This window comes from Phyllobacterium sp. MT110 (assembly GCF_058792715.1).
The window spans coordinates 1-16,279 of sequence record NZ_JBXAFE010000008.1; the positions used below are offsets into that span (position 1 = coordinate 1).

Annotated in this window: 14 protein-coding genes and 2 pseudogenes; 9 read left to right on the forward strand and 7 right to left on the reverse strand. The window is 56.8% G+C overall.

Annotation, left to right across the window (positions count from 1 at the left end; translation table 11 throughout):
• Positions 1 to 146: pseudogene (locus tag AC1Q5O_RS24730) on the forward strand (class I SAM-dependent methyltransferase); the annotation flags it as partial.
• Between the two features lie 606 nt (positions 147 to 752).
• The gene (locus tag AC1Q5O_RS24735; RefSeq protein WP_492566918.1) at positions 753 to 1,175 is read left to right on the forward strand and encodes a DoxX family protein; all 423 of its coding nucleotides are present in this window, start codon (positions 753 to 755) and stop codon (positions 1,173 to 1,175) included.
• Positions 1,176 to 1,180: 5 nt separating this feature from the next.
• Here the strand turns inward: AC1Q5O_RS24735 and AC1Q5O_RS24740 are convergent.
• From AC1Q5O_RS24740 to AC1Q5O_RS24760, 5 genes and pseudogenes are all read right to left on the reverse strand, one after another.
• Positions 1,181 to 1,261 (reverse strand): annotated as a pseudogene (locus AC1Q5O_RS24740) (IS5/IS1182 family transposase); the annotation flags it as partial.
• Positions 1,262 to 1,330: 69 nt separating this feature from the next.
• On the reverse strand, positions 1,331 to 3,307 hold the full coding sequence (locus tag AC1Q5O_RS24745; RefSeq protein WP_492566675.1) for an oleate hydratase: 1,977 nt from the start codon (positions 3,305 to 3,307) through the stop codon (positions 1,331 to 1,333).
• Between the two features lie 299 nt (positions 3,308 to 3,606).
• Entirely contained in the window at positions 3,607 to 4,788 is a 1,182-nt protein-coding gene (locus AC1Q5O_RS24750) for an acetate/propionate family kinase (protein WP_492566677.1), read from the reverse strand.
• A gap of 4 nt (positions 4,789 to 4,792) precedes the next feature.
• Entirely contained in the window at positions 4,793 to 7,198 is a 2,406-nt protein-coding gene (locus AC1Q5O_RS24755; protein WP_492566678.1) for a phosphoketolase family protein, read from the reverse strand.
• 493 nt (positions 7,199 to 7,691) lie between these two features.
• Complete coding sequence (locus AC1Q5O_RS24760; protein WP_492566679.1) at positions 7,692 to 7,853, reverse strand: hypothetical protein; 162 nt, start codon at positions 7,851 to 7,853, stop codon at positions 7,692 to 7,694.
• A 265-nt stretch (positions 7,854 to 8,118) separates the two neighbouring features.
• Between AC1Q5O_RS24760 and AC1Q5O_RS24765 the strand changes: the two genes are divergently transcribed.
• The 5 genes from AC1Q5O_RS24765 (at position 8,119) to AC1Q5O_RS24785 (ending at position 13,069) form a co-directional block, all read left to right on the forward strand.
• Positions 8,119 to 8,949, forward strand: coding sequence for a transporter (locus tag AC1Q5O_RS24765; RefSeq protein WP_472461816.1), 831 nt, complete (start codon positions 8,119 to 8,121; stop codon positions 8,947 to 8,949).
• A 113-nt stretch (positions 8,950 to 9,062) separates the two neighbouring features.
• Positions 9,063 to 10,064, forward strand: a complete 1,002-nt coding sequence (locus tag AC1Q5O_RS24770) for a helix-turn-helix transcriptional regulator (protein ID WP_492566681.1) — start codon at positions 9,063 to 9,065, stop codon at positions 10,062 to 10,064.
• 329 nt (positions 10,065 to 10,393) lie between these two features.
• Positions 10,394 to 11,338 carry a DUF1254 domain-containing protein gene (locus AC1Q5O_RS24775; RefSeq protein ID WP_492566683.1) on the forward strand — a complete coding sequence of 315 codons (945 nt, stop codon included), beginning with the start codon at positions 10,394 to 10,396 and terminating at the stop codon, positions 11,336 to 11,338.
• 63 nt (positions 11,339 to 11,401) lie between these two features.
• Positions 11,402 to 12,223, forward strand: a complete 822-nt coding sequence (locus AC1Q5O_RS24780; RefSeq protein WP_492566685.1) for an acid phosphatase — start codon at positions 11,402 to 11,404, stop codon at positions 12,221 to 12,223.
• Positions 12,224 to 12,271: 48 nt separating this feature from the next.
• A complete protein-coding gene (locus tag AC1Q5O_RS24785; protein WP_492566686.1) occupies positions 12,272 to 13,069 on the forward strand; it encodes a hypothetical protein in 798 nt (265 codons plus the stop codon).
• A 183-nt stretch (positions 13,070 to 13,252) separates the two neighbouring features.
• Here the strand turns inward: AC1Q5O_RS24785 and AC1Q5O_RS24790 are convergent, their stop codons facing one another.
• The gene (locus AC1Q5O_RS24790; RefSeq protein ID WP_492566688.1) at positions 13,253 to 14,473 is read right to left on the reverse strand and encodes a hypothetical protein; all 1,221 of its coding nucleotides are present in this window, start codon (positions 14,471 to 14,473) and stop codon (positions 13,253 to 13,255) included.
• A gap of 350 nt (positions 14,474 to 14,823) precedes the next feature.
• Between AC1Q5O_RS24790 and AC1Q5O_RS24795 the strand changes: the two genes are divergently transcribed.
• On the forward strand, positions 14,824 to 15,477 hold the full coding sequence (locus AC1Q5O_RS24795; protein WP_492566691.1) for a Crp/Fnr family transcriptional regulator: 654 nt from the start codon (positions 14,824 to 14,826) through the stop codon (positions 15,475 to 15,477).
• Positions 15,478 to 15,639: 162 nt separating this feature from the next.
• Entirely contained in the window at positions 15,640 to 15,855 is a 216-nt protein-coding gene (locus AC1Q5O_RS24800; RefSeq protein WP_492566920.1) for a VapE domain-containing protein, read from the forward strand.
• A gap of 6 nt (positions 15,856 to 15,861) precedes the next feature.
• Here the strand turns inward: AC1Q5O_RS24800 and AC1Q5O_RS24805 are convergent, their stop codons facing one another.
• Entirely contained in the window at positions 15,862 to 16,185 is a 324-nt protein-coding gene (locus AC1Q5O_RS24805) for a hypothetical protein (protein ID WP_492566693.1), read from the reverse strand.
• Positions 16,186 to 16,279: the final 94 nt, after the last annotated feature.

The following is a 16,279-nucleotide window of genomic DNA, read 5'->3' on the forward strand; positions in this document are numbered from 1 at the left end:
CGCCCCGGCGCTACGTCGAGACGTACTGGCGCGAGTCTGCCCTGCGGTCCGCACTCACAGACGCCGGCTGGATCGTCAGCGAGGTACATCGGTGCGTTGGAAAGCCCCATGATCGGTGGCTGAGCGTTCGGGCGAGCCGGGCGTGATCCACACAGAACTTGCGGGAATGGCCGGTTGTGATGCGACTATGAGCTCCAGGCGGTCACCGCAATGTGGGCTTCCAGGCGAAGGCACAATTACCCATCGACAGGGATGCGGGCGCGCGAAGCGGCCGTTGTTCGTTTGACTGCCTTTGTTCATGTTTTTGCCAAAAGGCACGATACATCGGGTTTTTTGATCTGGATTGTAGACTTTCGGGCTAAAATGAAAATGTCCCAAACTCGCCTGTTTTCGCCTTTTTCAAAGGAAGATTTTCAAGGCGTCTGCGGCGCGTACAACCGATCCTTTGCAAGCGTATTGCGAGCTGAAGAAGCTCCCGTCCAGATGCGAGCGGCACACCGGTGACGTCTAGTTAATAATAGCCCGCAAACTTCTCGAGCTCTACCCTGCAGTTCCGATCCTGCCGTCCTCGGACATCTTCCAGCACGGTGCAGTGTTTAAAAGTATCCCGGAAATTCCCAATTGAACTCCTGACTTGGCGGGCCTTTCCCATGCAGGTGATCGCCCGGCAAAACAAATTTTCCCAGACCTGTCGGAAACTCCCTATCTTGGCCGTCCTTGCAGCATCAACCGCTTCAACCGGGAGGTTCATCATGGAAAACGCTCAAACGGCCTGGCAGACTGCCGCCATTCTCATTGCCCGCATTATCTTCGCCGCTGTCTTTTTGATGGCTGTCACCTTCAAATTCATGGATATGGGCGCGACGGCAAGTTACATCGCCGCCGCCGGCTTCCCGTTCCCGCTGTTTCTCGCCTGGTGCGCAGCGATCCTCGAAATGCTGCTGGTCATTGCTTTCCTGACCGGCGCCGTTTTCACTCCGGCGGCGATGGTCGCGGCCGTTTATGTCATCTTTCTCGGATTTTCATTCCACGGCCCGTCGCACTGGGCCAGCAACCAGGCCGAATTCGGCTTCTTTGTCGACCATTTCACTTTCGTAGCCGGGTTGTTCTTCGCTGCCGTGCACGGACCGGGGAGCGTGCTTGCGCTCGGAGCGGGCTGGCAAGGCAGGGCCTGAGCGCCGAGCTTGTCATAGCGTGTGGCGACGCGTCGGAAATGCTTCAGCTTGGAGAAAAACCGCTCGATCAGATTGCGCTCAGGGTAAGCCTCCTGCTGAAGCGAGAAAAGAGAACCGCGCTGAAATCGGCTGTTTAACGCGTCATCTAGCGAACCCTAATTCTTGTTTGTGGTGAAGTTTTCTCGCATCTTTTCCAGCCAAGCGAACACAGTGCCGAGCGCCTGGTTGCCTTTGCCGAGAAGTCCCGTCAGTTCGCTTTCGGCGGTCCCGCGCTTGGCGGCGTCGGCTTCGGGCAGCGGCGGCAGGATGTGGGCATAGTAAGTCTTGTCCAGCAGACGATGCAGCAGGCGTTCGCCTGGAAACGGCTCGCCATTGTTCAGCGCCCGTGCCCCTTTGAGCAGCGAGCGGATATCATACTGGGTCGGGCTGATGTCCGGCACCTGCTTTGGCAGGTTCAGAAGCGTGTACACGGCGACCCGTGCGGTGCGGATTGAGCTGTCCATGGTGAAGATGATGTCGTTCGACGTCTCGACGAACTGGCCCATCAGGCCAAGGTTGGTGCAGCCCGCGGGCACAACGTGCGGACGATCGCCCGCCGCACGCGGCATGAACTGCGCTGTGATATACGGCATCAGCGCAATGCGCGCCTTGGTGTTTGCCACCACATCGTCGAGTTGATCTTCAATGCCGAGATGATAGCAAAGCTCGGCCAGGATCTCACGCCCGGTGCAGGCCGGCATCGCTTTTTTGACAAAGTTGCCCTCCTTGTCCATCAGCAGCGCATAGACCCAGACCACCAGAACATCCTTCGGCTGGGTCGGGAAGTGCGGCTGGCGGTTGCAGGTAAAGCTGAGCACCCAATTGGAATCGGTAAAGGTGATGATCCCTCCGGTCACCGTCTTGCCCGAATAGGGATCGTTGACCGAAAGCTCTTTCAGCTTTTCGACAAAGGGCGACGGTTTGCAGGTGAGTGTCACGGATTCCCACATCGAGCCGTCGACATTGCCGTAGAATTTCTCGGGCTTGCCGAAGATGGGCGACTTCCTGGCGAGATTCTTCCACAGTGCCCAATCGCTCGCGTCGCCCGGATCATGCCTGCCGCGGTCGAGCACCGGGGCATTGTCCATATCGCCATAGGCAGTGCCCTCGGTCATCGACCCGGTCAGCGCAAAGACCAGATCCTTCGAGCCGACGGCAATGGCGGTATCGGCACCGCCCACCTTGGCACGGATGGCTGTTACCGTGCGGGCCTCGCCTTCGACGGTCATTTCGAGATCATAGGCGCGCGTGTCGAACTGCACCTTCACACCGCGTTCCCGCAGATGCGCTACCAGCGGACGGACAAAACTGTCGAACTGATTGTACTTCGGGAAGATCAGCGCCGACATGTCGGTCAGTCCATCGATCGCGTCAAGGAACCGGTGCATGTAGAGCTTCATTTCAAGAAGGCTCTGCCAGTTTTCGAACGCGAACATGGAGCGCCAGAGATACCAGAAATTGGTTTCGAGGAAGCCCGCGCTGAAATACTGCTCAATGGTGATGTCGTCGAGATCCTCCTTACGCTTCAACATCAGGCGGATCAGTTCCCACTGCTGCGATTTGGAGAGGCCCAGCGTCGAAAAATCACGTATCTGGCCCTGCTTGTGCATGAGCCGGGCCTTGGAGAAGTTCGGGTCATTGTCGTTGACCAACCGATATTCGTCGAGGACGCTATAGCCCTCGGGCAGTTCGAGCGCCTGCACGTCCTGGAACATGTCCCACAGATTATCGTAGTTCCAGTTCATCTCGCGGCCGCCGCGGACGATATAGCCGTCCTCCGGATTGCCCGCGCCGTCAAGCGAGCCTCCTTCGATGTGCATCGTATCCAATATGGTGATGTCCTCGCCCGCCATGCCGCCATCGCGGATCATGTAAAAGGCTGCGGCAAGGCCCGCGATGCCGCTGCCGATGATCCAGGCCTTGCGGCGTTCAGCCGGCCCGGTCAGGACCGGGCGGTTGCGCATATACGCTCCCATCATGTCGGGAGGCGGCAGGCTGTTGCCGGCGCTGTTGTGCCAATAGGCGGCGGTGGCATCGGCCTCGACCGTGAACGTTTTGCCGGATTTGCTGGCGGTGGTGTTCGAGTTGGTCATGGCATCTCTCTCCGGATCGAGTTGAAATTCCAGCTTGAATGCTTTGCGGGATTTATCAGTTTGATGGCGGGTGACGTCAAATCGTGATCCATCGGATGAACTCAACACACCACTTCTTCCACTTGTTCAAGATCTTCGAAGTTCGAAATTGCCTGAGCTGCTATCGATAAAGTTTGGTGCAATCTCCAGAATCGAAGGCGGTTCCCCCAGTAAACAATTGATTATGCATTGAAGCAATGGAAGCATGTAACAGTAACAGAATGCTCGAATGCAGCTCGCTCAGGACCTGATCGCTAAGGTCAAGCGCCCTGGATTTCCAGCACGCCTGCCACACTTTGCGCTATGACGATCTCTTCATTGGCAGCGACAACATGGACGTCAACCTTGCTTTCGGGCTTGCTGATGATGGCCGCTCCGGCACGATTTTCCCGATGGTCCAGAAGAACGCCGAGCCAAGCCAATCTGGCGCAGATCCGTTCACGAATCTGCCAGGAATTTTCGCCGATGCCTCCGGTAAAAACCAGCACCTCCAGACCTTCGAGCGCGGCTGTCATTCTGGCGGCTTCGGCGACGGCACGGTAGACGAACAGATTGATTGCCACCAAGGCGTGCGGGTCGCTCGAGTCCAGCAGGGTGTGCATGTCGGCGGATATTCCGGAGACTCCCAGGAGGCCCGACTGGTTGTAGAGCAGATGTTCCACTGCATCGGGACTCATTTTGAGCTCGCGTATCAGGTGGAGAAGAAGTCCGGGATCCAAGCCCCCCGATCGTGTTCCCATCATCAGCCCGTCCAATGGGGTGTACCCCATCGTCGTGTCCACGCTGGTGCCATCCCGCATGGCGCAAAGGCTGCACCCGTTGCCCAAATGCGCGACGACGGTTCGTTTTCCCTTCAGTTGCGGGGAGACGGCAGCAAGCTCGGATGCAACGTGCTGGTAGGATAAACCGTGAAAACCGAATTTTCGGATGCCTTGCGTTTGATACCTGATCGGAAGTGCGTAGCTGCGGGCTTCGATACCGAGATGATGGTGGAAGGCCGTGTCAAAGCATCCGATCTGCAGAAGGCCGGTCAGCACGTCCCGTAACACGCGGACCGGTTCAAGGCTGGCGGGCTGATGGAGAGGAGCCAGCGGGGTCAGCGCGTCCAGTTCGTCAAGGACATCGTTCGTCAGCCGGACCGGCGCATGGTATTTGGTGCCGCCGTGAACGATACGATGTCCGGCCGAAACGATCGATGACATATGTCCTTCGCTTGCGAGCCATCCGGTCAAGTGCTCCAAAACATGGCGCAATGAACTGCCCGTTTCCAACGAGAGCCCGGAGGCTTTGCGTGTGCCGGTGCTTGTGGAGAAATGCGGTGTGCCGTGGAGGTCGGAATATTTCCCCCTGGCGACCTCCGTCACGGCCGTTTCAGAGCACGCAAACACCCCGAACTTGAGGCTTGACGATCCGGCATTGAGAACAAGGATCAAGTCCGGCACGGCCTTAATCCCCGGTTGCGGCAGCCGACGGGTAGGGCCAGCTCCACTCCCGGATTTCAGGCATGTCTTCGCCATGCATCCGGATATAGCGGGCATGTTCGTCAAGCTTGCTGCGAAAATGCTCGACGGCCTGTTCAGCGCCGCGGGGTGGTTGTCCGCGCAGGCGTTTCAAGGCTTCGATGGCAAGGTGATACCTGTCGAGTTCGTTCAAAACCACCATGTCGAACGGCGTCGTCGTCGTTCCTTCTTCGTTGAAACCCCTGACATGGATGTTGGCATGATTGCTGCGGCTATAGGTCAGGCGGTGGATGAGATAGGGATAGCCGTGATAGGCAAAGATCACCGGCTGTGTCGTTGTGAACAGCGCATCAAATGCCGCATCCGTCAGACCATGCGGATGGCGGTCCTGCGGCTGAAGCGTCATCAAGTCGACGACGTTGACGACCCGGACACGCAATTGCGGCAGGCATTGCCGCAGGAGATCGACCGCGGCGAGCGTCTCGAGTGTCGGTACGTCGCCGGCACATGCCATGACGACGTCAGGCTCGCCATAGTCGGCATTGCTGCCGGCCCAGTCCCATATGCCTGCTCCGGCTTCGCAATGTTTGATGGCGTCTTCGATAGCCAGCCACTGGGGTGAGGGCTGCTTACCCGCGACGATGACGTTGACGCGGTTGTGCGTCTTCAGGCAGTGATCAGCCACCCACAACAGGGTATTGGCATCAGGCGGAAAATACACCCGGACGATCTCTGCCTTCTTGTTGGCTACGAGGTCAACGAAACCGGGGTCCTGATGGCTGAACCCGTTATGGTCCTGCCGCCACACATGGGAGGTCAGCAGATAATTCAGGGACGGCACGTCCTGGCGCCACGCAAGTTCATTGATGACCTTGAGCCACTTGGCGTGCTGATTGAACATCGAGTCGACAATGTGGATGAATGCTTCATAGCAGGAGAACAATCCGTGGCGTCCGGTGAGGGTGTAGCCTTCCAGCCATCCCTGGCACAGATGTTCACTCAGCACCTCCATCACCCTGCCGTCCGTTGCAAGGTTCTCGTCGAAGGCTTCGATGGTCTCCATCCAGACGCGACCCGTCACATCAAAGACCGCGTCCAGCCTGTTGGAAGCTGTTTCATCCGGTCCGAAGAGGCGAAAATTCCGGCTTCCAGCGCTTCGCTCCATTACGTCGCGCAGGTACCCGCCGAGAACCCGTGTCGCCTCTCCCGTAGCGGTGCCATGTTCCGGTACCGGGACGGCGTGTTCGCGAAAGTCAGGTAGATCCAGCTTACGATGTGCCCCACCTCCATTGGCGTGCGGGTTGGCTCCCATCCGCCTGTCTCCGGAAGGCGCGAGCGCCTGCAGATCCTCGACCAGCCTGCCGCTCGCGTCGAACAGGTTTTCGGGGGCGTAACTTCGCATCCAGGTCTCAAGAAGTTGTCTGTGGTTGCTGTCGTTGCGCGCATTCGCAATGGGCACCTGGTGACTGCGCCAAAATCCCTCGACCTTCTTGCCATCGACTTCCTTGGGACCCGTCCAGCCTTTCGGGCTGCGCAAGATGATCATTGGCCATTTGGGCCGCTTTGACGCCTTGCCGGCTGTTCTGGCTTCCAATTGTATCGCAGAAATGCGGTCGAAGGCCTTGTTTAAAGCCGACGCCATCAACTGGTGCATCCGTTGGGGATCACTGCCTTCGACAAACAGGGGTTCGTGTCCGTATCCCTCGAACAGGCTTTTCAGCTCGCTGTCCGGCATGCGCCCCATCACTGTGGGATTGGCTATCTTGTAACCATTCAGATGCAGGATCGGAAGGACGGCCCCATCATGCACGGGATTGAGGAACTTGTTCGAATGCCAGGAGGCGGCGAGGGGGCCGGTCTCGGCTTCACCGTCGCCGACAACGCATGCGACCGTGAGTTCCGGATTGTCAAAGGCCGCGCCATAGGCATGAACGAGCGCATAGCCAAGTTCGCCTCCTTCATGGATCGAGCCGGGCGTCTCCGGTGCGGCGTGACTTGGAATGCCTCCGGGAAACGAGAACTGCCTGAACAGTTTCCTCATGCCAGTCTCATCGCGGGAGATAGCCGGATATATGTCGCTGTAGCTTCCCTCGAGATACGTGTTGGCAACCATGCCGGGGCCACCATGGCCAGGTCCGCAAACATAGATCATATCGAGATCGCGCGCCTTGATGCACCTGTTGAGATGGGCATAGATGAAGTTCAGCCCCGGTGTCGTTCCCCAGTGTCCCAGGAGGCGTGGCTTTACATGTTCGGGCTTCAGGGGTTGCCGCAATAGGGGGTTATCCATCAGGTAAATCTGACCGACAGAAAGATAGTTTGCAGCGCGCCAGTAGCGGTCGATCAGACTGAGTTCGCGCGGATCGAGAACATCGGGAAGTTCCTGTTGCATTGCCGCTCCTTTTCGTGTGCTGCAGTCAAGTATGCTTCCGGGGTACGTTCTGCGACAGCCTGCGGTCAGAAGTCCGCAGCCCTGTCATATGTTCCCAAAGCTCGAACACGCCGGGTTTTGGTCGGACATCTCCCGTCGAAACGCCAGCATCGCCGAAGTGCTTCAATCCCGGAAGGTACGTAACCGTAACATCGGATCAACGAGACAACTGAACAGCACTGCTGCATTGGAAACTTATCGGGGGCGCGAGTTGGAGCCGCCCGCCGCACCAGAAATCTTCAACCGTCGACCGCAATAGCCATGTCGCCCTGACCCGCCGAATCCGCACGAAACTCATGTTTGTGTTCATTTTGTCTTGATCGACTCTGGTCAACCGCAGATGGAAAATCAGGTCAACCGGTGACGGAACTCAACACCCTTTCGCTTGAATGGGCCAAAGGCCGTCGCTGGACAGGCATTGGCACATAATGGCAAGACCGATGATCCACCAATGCTAAAAACGAGCTAACTGGAATTTGCCGGTCGATCGCGCTGTGATCGGCTGGATGGCGTTTTCTTGCTCCGTGTCGATCCCCTGTGGAATGGCATGGGGCTCGTTGGTCAGGAGGAGCACCGTGACCTGGGTCATGGAAGAAAAGGGCTGTGCTTTCGGCATTCGCTCGCGACATACGCGGCACCTTTTCTCCAATTGTATCATTTGACAAGAGTCATTGCCCAAACGCCGCGTATCAATTTCTCATTGGCGATCCGATCTTGCCGAGATGTGGACTGCCAAAAAACAATGACAATAAAAGCAAATTTTCCCATCGGAAACTGTGCGGATCGGCACAGTTTCCGATGGGAAAACGTGAAATGTTGCAAATAACATAGTCTTGCTAATGCAAGACTAGTTCTCGGGATGTTTAGGGGATGGGTGGAAAATGCAGTACATAAATGATCTGTTCGGTGGGCTTAAGCGGCCCTGCGCCACGATTATTTCGGTTATTGGTTTTATTACATTTAACTCTGGCGCGGCTTGGTCGCAACCTTCTGCTGACGATCTGTCGCAACAATTAGCCAATCCGCTGGCCAGTCTGATCAGCGTTCCCCTTCAAAGCAATTTTGATTTTAAAGCCGGTGCCAACAAAGGCGGCTTTGCTTACGGGCTCAACATTCAGCCTGTTATTCCATTCAGCATAAACGATGAGTGGAACGTTATATCACGCACGATTATACCGATCGCCTATCGGGATTACACGCCAGGTGGAAGCGTTTCCGGTTTAGGCGATATAAATGCCAGCCTTTTTCTATCTCCCAAAAACGCAGGGCCTGGCGGTTTGATATGGGGCGCCGGTCCCGTGTTTCTTCTGCCCACGGCCACTGATGATTATCTTGGTAGCGGTAAATTCGGACTTGGGCCGACAGCGGTGGCGCTTGTCCAGCGAAAGGAGTGGACGGTCGGCGCATTGGGCAATCATATTTGGTCGGTCGCTGGGTCTTCGAGCAGGCAGGATGTCAGTGCCAGTCTGTTGCAGCCATTTGTTTCCTATAATTTTGGCCAGGGAAGATCGATGTCGCTCAGCGTGGATTCAACCTATGACTGGGAGGCTAATCAATGGACAGTGCCAATCAATTTGGGCGCTAGCCAGGTTTTCAAGATCAATAACCAGGCTATGAGCTTGCAACTGGGCGGGCGTTACTACGCCGATGGACCCGCGGGCAGTCCAGAATGGGGGCTGCGCACGACCCTGACTTTTATGTTTGCCAAATAAGTGAGCCGAATGTGTTGGCAATATAACGGTGAAATTCACTACCCCCAAAAGTTGTAAATCCCACGCGATTTTGGCAAGTGATAGTGTCAACCACGTGAGTGCGACGAGGTGCAATGGCTACCATTCCCATAACGCGCAGCCAGTTTCTTCTTCCTTTTATCGGGATTCTCGATGAAATTGGTGCGCCGACGCATTCGCTTCTGGAAAAATTTCGGCTGCCATCGTCTCTGGAGCCGAAAAGCGATCTCTACGTCCCGCTCTTGCCGGCAATCCACTTTATTGAGACCGCCCAGAGCACCCAGGGCATCAAAGATTTTGGCTTCCTGGCCAGCCAGCGCCTGCATTATTCGCATCTGAGAGAAAAGACCAGAGCGCTGATCGCTTACTCCCCGACACTGCTTGTTGCGTTGCGGCACGCCTGCAACTGGGCCTCACGGGAGGATACGGTCCTGAGCATGTGGATCGAACACGATAGTGACCACGTGCGGGTTTGCAGCAGGCTGGGCAGAACAAGCGCGCTCCTGCATCTGGAGCATGCGCAATGGCTCCAGAATATTTTCTCTGTCTACATCGTCCGGCAATTCACAGGGCCCAACTGGATGCCGGCGACGATGGCTTTTGAAGCTCGTTACACGCCGAGTGCGGCGACGCAATCCTCCTGGCCAAACGTGCGCTTCCTGTCTGAACAGCGTGCCGCTTGGATCAGCATACCGATTGCGTGCCTTAGTCTCTCCAATCATTCGACCGAATTGTTTGCCTCGTCGCATGAGCATGAGGATGGGCCTTCCGGCTACGATATCGTCGAGGTGCTCAAACTGATGTTGCCATCCTATCTCGACGGAGCCGTTCCAACGCTTCCCGAGGTCGCGGAGATGGCGGGCGTCAGCACGCGCACCTTTCAACGCAAACTCTCTCATGTTGATTTTGCATATTCCGATATACTCGATACCGTCAGATTTGAGCGCTCGAGCGCCCTTTTACAGGATACCGATTCCAAGATCATTGATATCGCATTTGCTTCCGGATATTCCGATCCGGCACATTTCAGCCGCGCGTTCCGCCGAATAGCCGGTGTTACGCCGCAGCAGTTTCGCGCGCAATCGCAGTTGCGATAGGTGTGTTTCTCTCGGAATATTTGTCGCCATTCCGCGCCTTTTCTCTTGGATGGGAGAAATGCCGCCGCCGGACAGACATTGGCACAAAATGGCAAGACCGGTGATCCGTCTATGCCTAAAATGGACTGATTAGAATTTGCCGGTTGGTCACATGATGATCGATCAGATGGTGTTCGCATGCTCCGTGTCGCCCCCCTGTGGAATGGCGCGGGGTCGTTAGTCAGTTTGAACGAAGAGGTATATCCATGTTCCGCTCGGTTAAGATCAGTCTAGCAGTTGCTTCGGTTGTATGGGCCAGCGGAGCATTTGCCGAAACATCAGGCAGCAAAATGCCGGTCACAGTTGACAATTTCGCCCGCGCGGAGACCGACCATTACCTCGCGGCTAATACAAAGGACATAGGCGGACTGGGCAAGTTCAAGCACTCCCGCGAGCCTGTGCCGGTTGACAAGCAAACGGTCATCCGTATGAACCGGGATACGCTGTATTCATTTGCTGTGTTTGATCTTGCTGGCGGGCCGGTAACGCTCTCGCTGCCTGATGCGGGCAAACGCTATATGTCGATGATGGTCGTTGATCAGGATCACTATCTGCCAATCGTCGCCTACGGGACGAACCCGGTTACGCTGACGCAGAAATCGGTTGGCACCAGATATGCCTTCGTCGCTGTCCGGACGCTGGTTGACCCTAATGATCCAAAGGATCTCGACGAGGTTCACAAGCTTCAGGATGCCATCAAGGTCAGCCAGAAGGACGCAGGCAAGCTCGACCTTCCAAACTGGGATGAAGAGGGCCTCACGGATGTTCGCAATGCGCTGCTTGCGCTGGCAAAACATCAGACGTCCTATCACGATTCCTTTGGAGCCCGCGGCGAGGTCGATCCGATCCAGCACTTGATTGGCACTGCCTCCGGTTGGGGTGGCATTCCGGAAAAGGACGCCATGTACCCGAGTTTCACTCCTGAGAAAAACGATGGCAAGACGGTCTACACCCTTAACGTGCCAAAGAGCGTGCCGGTAAAGGCTTTCTGGTCGATCAGCGTCTACAACGCAAAAGGCTTCTTCGAGAAAAACGACTACAATGCCTATTCGATCAATGACATCACTGCGACGAAAAATGCCGACGGATCGGTGACTGCCCAGTTCGGAGGCTGCGACGGCAAAATCCCGAACTGCCTGCCAATCGTTGAGGGCTGGAACTACACTGTACGGCTTTATCGTCCGGAGCCAACCCTTGTGAGTGGTGAGTGGAAGCTTCCCGAGGCCAAGCACTAAACCCAGTCCCGGGTGGAACCACGCGCAGATGGTATCCGGAGCTATATCTTGAGGAGCAGTTGGATGTTGTCAAAGATCTGTCAAATGGCCTTGTTCACCGCGGTGGCTTTATCTGGCCAGAATATAAGTTCTGCTATCGCGGAAACGGCCGTTGGGCCGACGGTGACTGATCCACATTTTCATCTGGCGCCGGGCTATCTGCAACCGAGCGAGCTTCCCAACAGTCTCGTTTTACTTGGGCCCCCTCCAGCGGACGGAAGTGCGGCGCTGGCGCGCGATGAGGCTGCCAGAGAAGCTACGATGGCGCTGCGCGGAAAAGCGCGCTGGGATTTTGCGCGCAAAGACGCTGATCTGCAGTTTCCCCAGCCTGCGAAGAACTTTTCTTGTGCTATGGGCGCGGATATCAGCGAAGAGAAGACACCGCATCTCTATCGCCTGATGCAGCGCGTGCTGACGGATGCAGGGTTGTCGACCTATGGCATCAAGAACCGGTACAACAGGACCCGTCCTTTCGTCGTGCACAATGAGGGCACGTGTCAGCCAGACGAAGAAGCTGTGTTGCGCCAGGATGGTTCCTATCCATCGGGGCACACTGCTGCGGGCTGGGCCTGGGCGCTCACTTTGGCCGAAGTCAATCCAAAGCGAGCTGATAATCTGCTCGAGCGCGGATTGTCGTTCGGGCAAAGCCGGGTGATCTGCAACGCCCACTGGCAAAGCGATGTCGACGGGGGACGCATTATGGGCGCCGCGACGGTTGCTAAACTCCATAGCAATCCCGAATTCCTTGCCGATATTCAAACCGCGCGCAAGGAATTGGAAACAGCCAGTTCCCCGGCAGTCGACTGTGCCGTCGAGAACGAAGTGCTCTCAGAGCAAAAGCGCTGACAAATCATTCTCCAAACAAATCACCGCAGCGCAATTTCGGGGGGACCAATGCATCACCATAGACTACTCGCGCTTTCACTGGCTGCGTTGATTGGCAGCCAGTCTGTGGCTGTCGCCGCGGATATTCCGTTGACGCCCGCCGTGCCTGAATTTGACAGGCGGGAGATCAAACCGGATGGATGGCGTTTTAGCGCAAGTCCTTATTTCTGGGCCGCCGGTATCAGTGGCACTGCGGGTCAATTTGGGCTGCCTCCTGCAAAAATGCATTCCGACTTCGGCAGCCTTTTCGATGACCTTGACTTCTCGTTCATGGGTATCATCGAAGGGCATTATGACCGCTACAGTCTGTTCAGCGATATCATTTATACAAAGATATCGACAGCTGGTCAGACCCCTCTCGGCGTCTTCAGCAAAAGTGTCGATGTTACATCTCAGACATTTTCCGGCTTTTTCGGCGGAGGTTACAGTCTGCTTGAAGATGGAAAAAACCGTCTTGACGCAGTGGCGGGAGGACGCGTCTGGTATGCGAGCACGGAAATCTCCTTTAATGGCGGATTGTTCGACGGACACAGCGGGCGCGACAGCGCCGCATGGGTTGATGCTGTCGCAGGCATAAGGGGGAAATATTTCCTCACAGACACTGTGTATTTCAGCGGCTGGGGCGTCGTGGGTGCCGGACAGGCAAAGCTCGATTGGGACCTGGCCGGAACACTCGGATACCAGTTCAGAGACAACCTGTCGGCGGTCGCAGGCTATCGCGCGCTTGGTGTCGACTACAGTCGGGATGGCTTCGTCTACGACGTGGTTCAAAAGGGACCAATATTGGGAATGGTGTTCCATTTCTAGCCCTGGGCGAACGGATGTGAAATCGGCGTTCTCCTACGCAGGTGGTGTGAATTTCACCGCTCAACGATTGATGCTGGGCTCAAAGGACGGGTGCTCCTGCGCTTTCACCTCCTGATTGAGGCCCTCGCGTTGGAGCCCATGCCGGTTGCCGTGTTCACCGTTACTGTTGATCGGCCCTGTGCATCAAAGAAGGAGCAATTTCTTCACGAGCGATAGCACCTCCTTGAAGGGTAGTTTCGTCGCGCCCACTACTGCGAACGGAATGAGGGCCGCGGCCGCAACGGGCACGACGGCGCTTCTGTCAACGAGGATCGTTGAAAGCTTGCGTGTCGCGTCATAGAGCTTGCTTGGGTCCGAAAGCTCCGTATCAGGCTCGGACGCGGCATCGGAAAACACGTTCCGGCCAAGGGTCTTGCGCTCCGCAGATCGACAAAATTGCGTTGCCTGAGCGCCCAGCAACGAAAGGCTTTCCTCCTTCAATCGAAGAAGAGGAGGGGTGAAGGCAGATAGCGGGTAGGCGAAGAAGCCGATGACGATCGCCAGCCAACCGCTCATGACCATGCTGAGTGTTGTTATGGAGGGATCCTCGTGGGCGAGGCTCTTGGCGACGACTGACGCAATGCCGCAGCTCAATCCAAAGACAAAAATGGCGTAGGCATTCGGATACCGTCCCAGAAACGCCAATCCGCCCTTGCCGTCAGGATGGGTTGCAACCAGTCGAAGATCAAGCTTTGCAAGTTTGCGCAGCATGCGTGCCCACAAGAAGTGCCTCCATCCGCCCCGCGCAAGAAGAAAGACGAACAGTGGAAGGCTGACACAGATCGACCACCAGCCGGCAAGCGTAACGCGATTGCCGGCAGCGAGATGTTCAACCGCCCATGATGATTCTTGTGTCGCGTGGAGGTTGAGATAGGAGAGGATCGAGGCGAAAAGCGCCAGGACCAGGCAGGCAAATTCAGCCATGCGGGAATCGCGCTCGCGAAGCGTGGAGGCTACGATGCCGGCGGCGGTCGGGATGAATGTCGGGGCTATGATGGGTGCGCGCGCAAGATGGGACAGCCTGGCCTTCAGGCCAGCTTCTACCTGTCGCTCGGCCAGAACAAAGGCACCGATCCCGATAAAGAACTTTGCCCATACTCCGAGATCGGCAAGATAGGCTCCCTGGCTGTGCTCCAAAGAGAAATTGCGCGGTAAGCCAAGCAGAAACGGAACGCCCCAGGCCAGGGCCACAAACAGGGCGGCTCGGGGCCCGACGCAAAGCGCATTGTGGCGAAGCAATTTCAGTTGCCGTTGAAGTTCGAAGAAGGGCCCGCCGTGGGAGACAAGAAATTCATCGAGACCAGGCTCGCCACTCAGGACCGGATTTTCTGTATTCGCTGAACTCTGGTTGGATGTATCGTTCATTTCGCAATCCATCTGTTGACATAGCGACCCTCGACAACGCCATGCTGCGATCACGGATGGTTGTCGTTCCCATGGCAGTCCTGCGCATGCGACCTCAAGGCGGTTACGCAGGCGCGGCCGAACAATTCAATGGGGATGGGCAGGCATCAGGACGCGAGCAGCCATAAGCCGTCGCCGCCCGCAAAACGCGCTTCGGTTTCGATGCCAGCCGCCTTGCCCCCCCGATCGTCGCGGCCTCTTTTCTCTTGTCACAAAGTTGATACAAGGCTTTTGAACGGGACATTGTGTCAAACCGCACAATCGGGGGGAAGAAAATGGCGCGTATGTCACGGGCGAATGCGGAACGCATCATGTGCGAGGCCGGCTGGCTGGCTCAAATGCCCGAAACCTTCCGGGTGCGCCTGCTGCAAAATGCGCTGCTTCAGAAATTTGACGCAGGCCAGGTCATATTCCGCCCGGGCGACCCGGCCGGCGGCATCTATGGTCTCGTCTCAGGGACTGTGACGGTGGATACCGCGCCTCTCGACTCAACGCCGCGCCTGATCCATATCGCCGTACCCGGCGGATGGACCGGCGAAGACAGCTTCATGACCGGCAAGCCGAGACGGATAGAGCTATTCGCGCGGAGTGAGACATGGGTGATGCATGTGCCGCTTGAGACGATGGAGCAGATGGCCGCCTCGGATCCTGGCAACATTCGCGCTTTCGGCGTCATTTCCATCTTGGCAGCCGATAAGCTTCTCAGGATCGTGCATGATCTGCAGAAAAAAAGTGTCAGCTCCAGGATCGCGTCAGTCCTGCATCGCATGTCATGGGCGACGGATGTTCCGATTTCCGTTTCCCAGGAAAATCTTGGTATCTTGACAAACACCTCTCGCAAACAGGTCAATAGCGCCATCCAACGTTTCATCGAGGCGGGTTGGATTGAGACGGGTTATCGGTCCATAACCGTCACCAACCCCGTGGCTTTGCGGCGGCATGCAGAACAGGATGTTGCGGACTGACCTGTTCCAGCGGCCGGAGTGCCGTGGCGAAGCATCGAGTTTGGCTGCAGCCGCTCGCATGCAATACGCGACCGGTCTTGTCATTAATCCGACGCCGCGCTCGTGAAAACGCGGCAAGAACATCTGCGCCCCGACTGGCGGTAAGCCTCGCAGACAACCTATCTGCGCGACCTCACCGGCAATCGCCGGTTCTGGCCGGTGCGGGTGAAGACTGTCGACATTGAACGCTCCAGCCGTGATGTCCATCAGCTTTGGGCGGAGGCGGTTGCCACTCCCCGCGTATTTCTTTTGAGGCCAAGGTTACAGTTACAGGTTACAAGCCAAGGGCTTGCCTGCTTGGCCGCCAATACCCGGCATTACCTGGCTTGCGCGTTCTGACGGCGCCTATGCGGGCGGGGCGAGGCGGCTCGTTTCCTGCGATCCCGCTTCGCCGCTGGCAGGCGGGTCAAGCAGGAGCAATGCCGGATTGCCGTCCGTAATGGGGATATGGCTGACGACACGCAACTGGCCCGCATCGCGATGGATTGAATAAATCAGCTCACCCCCAGCGCTTTGCTCCATCTGTTTGGCGGCGATCCTGAAGCGCAGCGTCAGCGCCACAAGGCCAAGCAGAAAGCCGGGCGGGATCAGCAGCCACAAAGCCTTGATCCAGTCCGGCGAGGATTGAAACGTATCGAGCAGGTCTGACCAGAAATTGTAATCGTTCATGTGCACTCCCTTTTCTCGCGTGAGGAAAGCGGCCACCCGAGGTTTATCCTCTGGTGACCGGGGAGTTCGTAGTCGTACTAGGACGACCGCTACG

Bases quoted from the DNA above. Each gene is read 5' to 3' on its own strand.
- AC1Q5O_RS24735 (WP_492566918.1), top strand. From the start codon at position 753: ATGGAAAACGCTCAAACGGCCTGGCAGACTGCCGCCATTCTCATTGCC.
- AC1Q5O_RS24745 (WP_492566675.1), bottom strand. From the start codon at position 3,307: ATGACCAACTCGAACACCACCGCCAGCAAATCCGGCAAAACGTTCACG.
- AC1Q5O_RS24755 (WP_492566678.1), bottom strand. From the start codon at position 7,198: ATGCAACAGGAACTTCCCGATGTTCTCGATCCGCGCGAACTCAGTCTG.
- AC1Q5O_RS24760 (WP_492566679.1), bottom strand. From the start codon at position 7,853: ATGCCGAAAGCACAGCCCTTTTCTTCCATGACCCAGGTCACGGTGCTC.
- AC1Q5O_RS24765 (WP_472461816.1), top strand. From the start codon at position 8,119: ATGCAGTACATAAATGATCTGTTCGGTGGGCTTAAGCGGCCCTGCGCC.
- AC1Q5O_RS24770 (WP_492566681.1), top strand. From the start codon at position 9,063: ATGGCTACCATTCCCATAACGCGCAGCCAGTTTCTTCTTCCTTTTATC.
- AC1Q5O_RS24775 (WP_492566683.1), top strand. From the start codon at position 10,394: ATGCCGGTCACAGTTGACAATTTCGCCCGCGCGGAGACCGACCATTAC.
- AC1Q5O_RS24780 (WP_492566685.1), top strand. From the start codon at position 11,402: ATGTTGTCAAAGATCTGTCAAATGGCCTTGTTCACCGCGGTGGCTTTA.
- AC1Q5O_RS24785 (WP_492566686.1), top strand. From the start codon at position 12,272: ATGCATCACCATAGACTACTCGCGCTTTCACTGGCTGCGTTGATTGGC.
- AC1Q5O_RS24790 (WP_492566688.1), bottom strand. From the start codon at position 14,473: ATGAACGATACATCCAACCAGAGTTCAGCGAATACAGAAAATCCGGTC.
- AC1Q5O_RS24795 (WP_492566691.1), top strand. From the start codon at position 14,824: ATGTGCGAGGCCGGCTGGCTGGCTCAAATGCCCGAAACCTTCCGGGTG.
- AC1Q5O_RS24805 (WP_492566693.1), bottom strand. From the start codon at position 16,185: ATGAACGATTACAATTTCTGGTCAGACCTGCTCGATACGTTTCAATCC.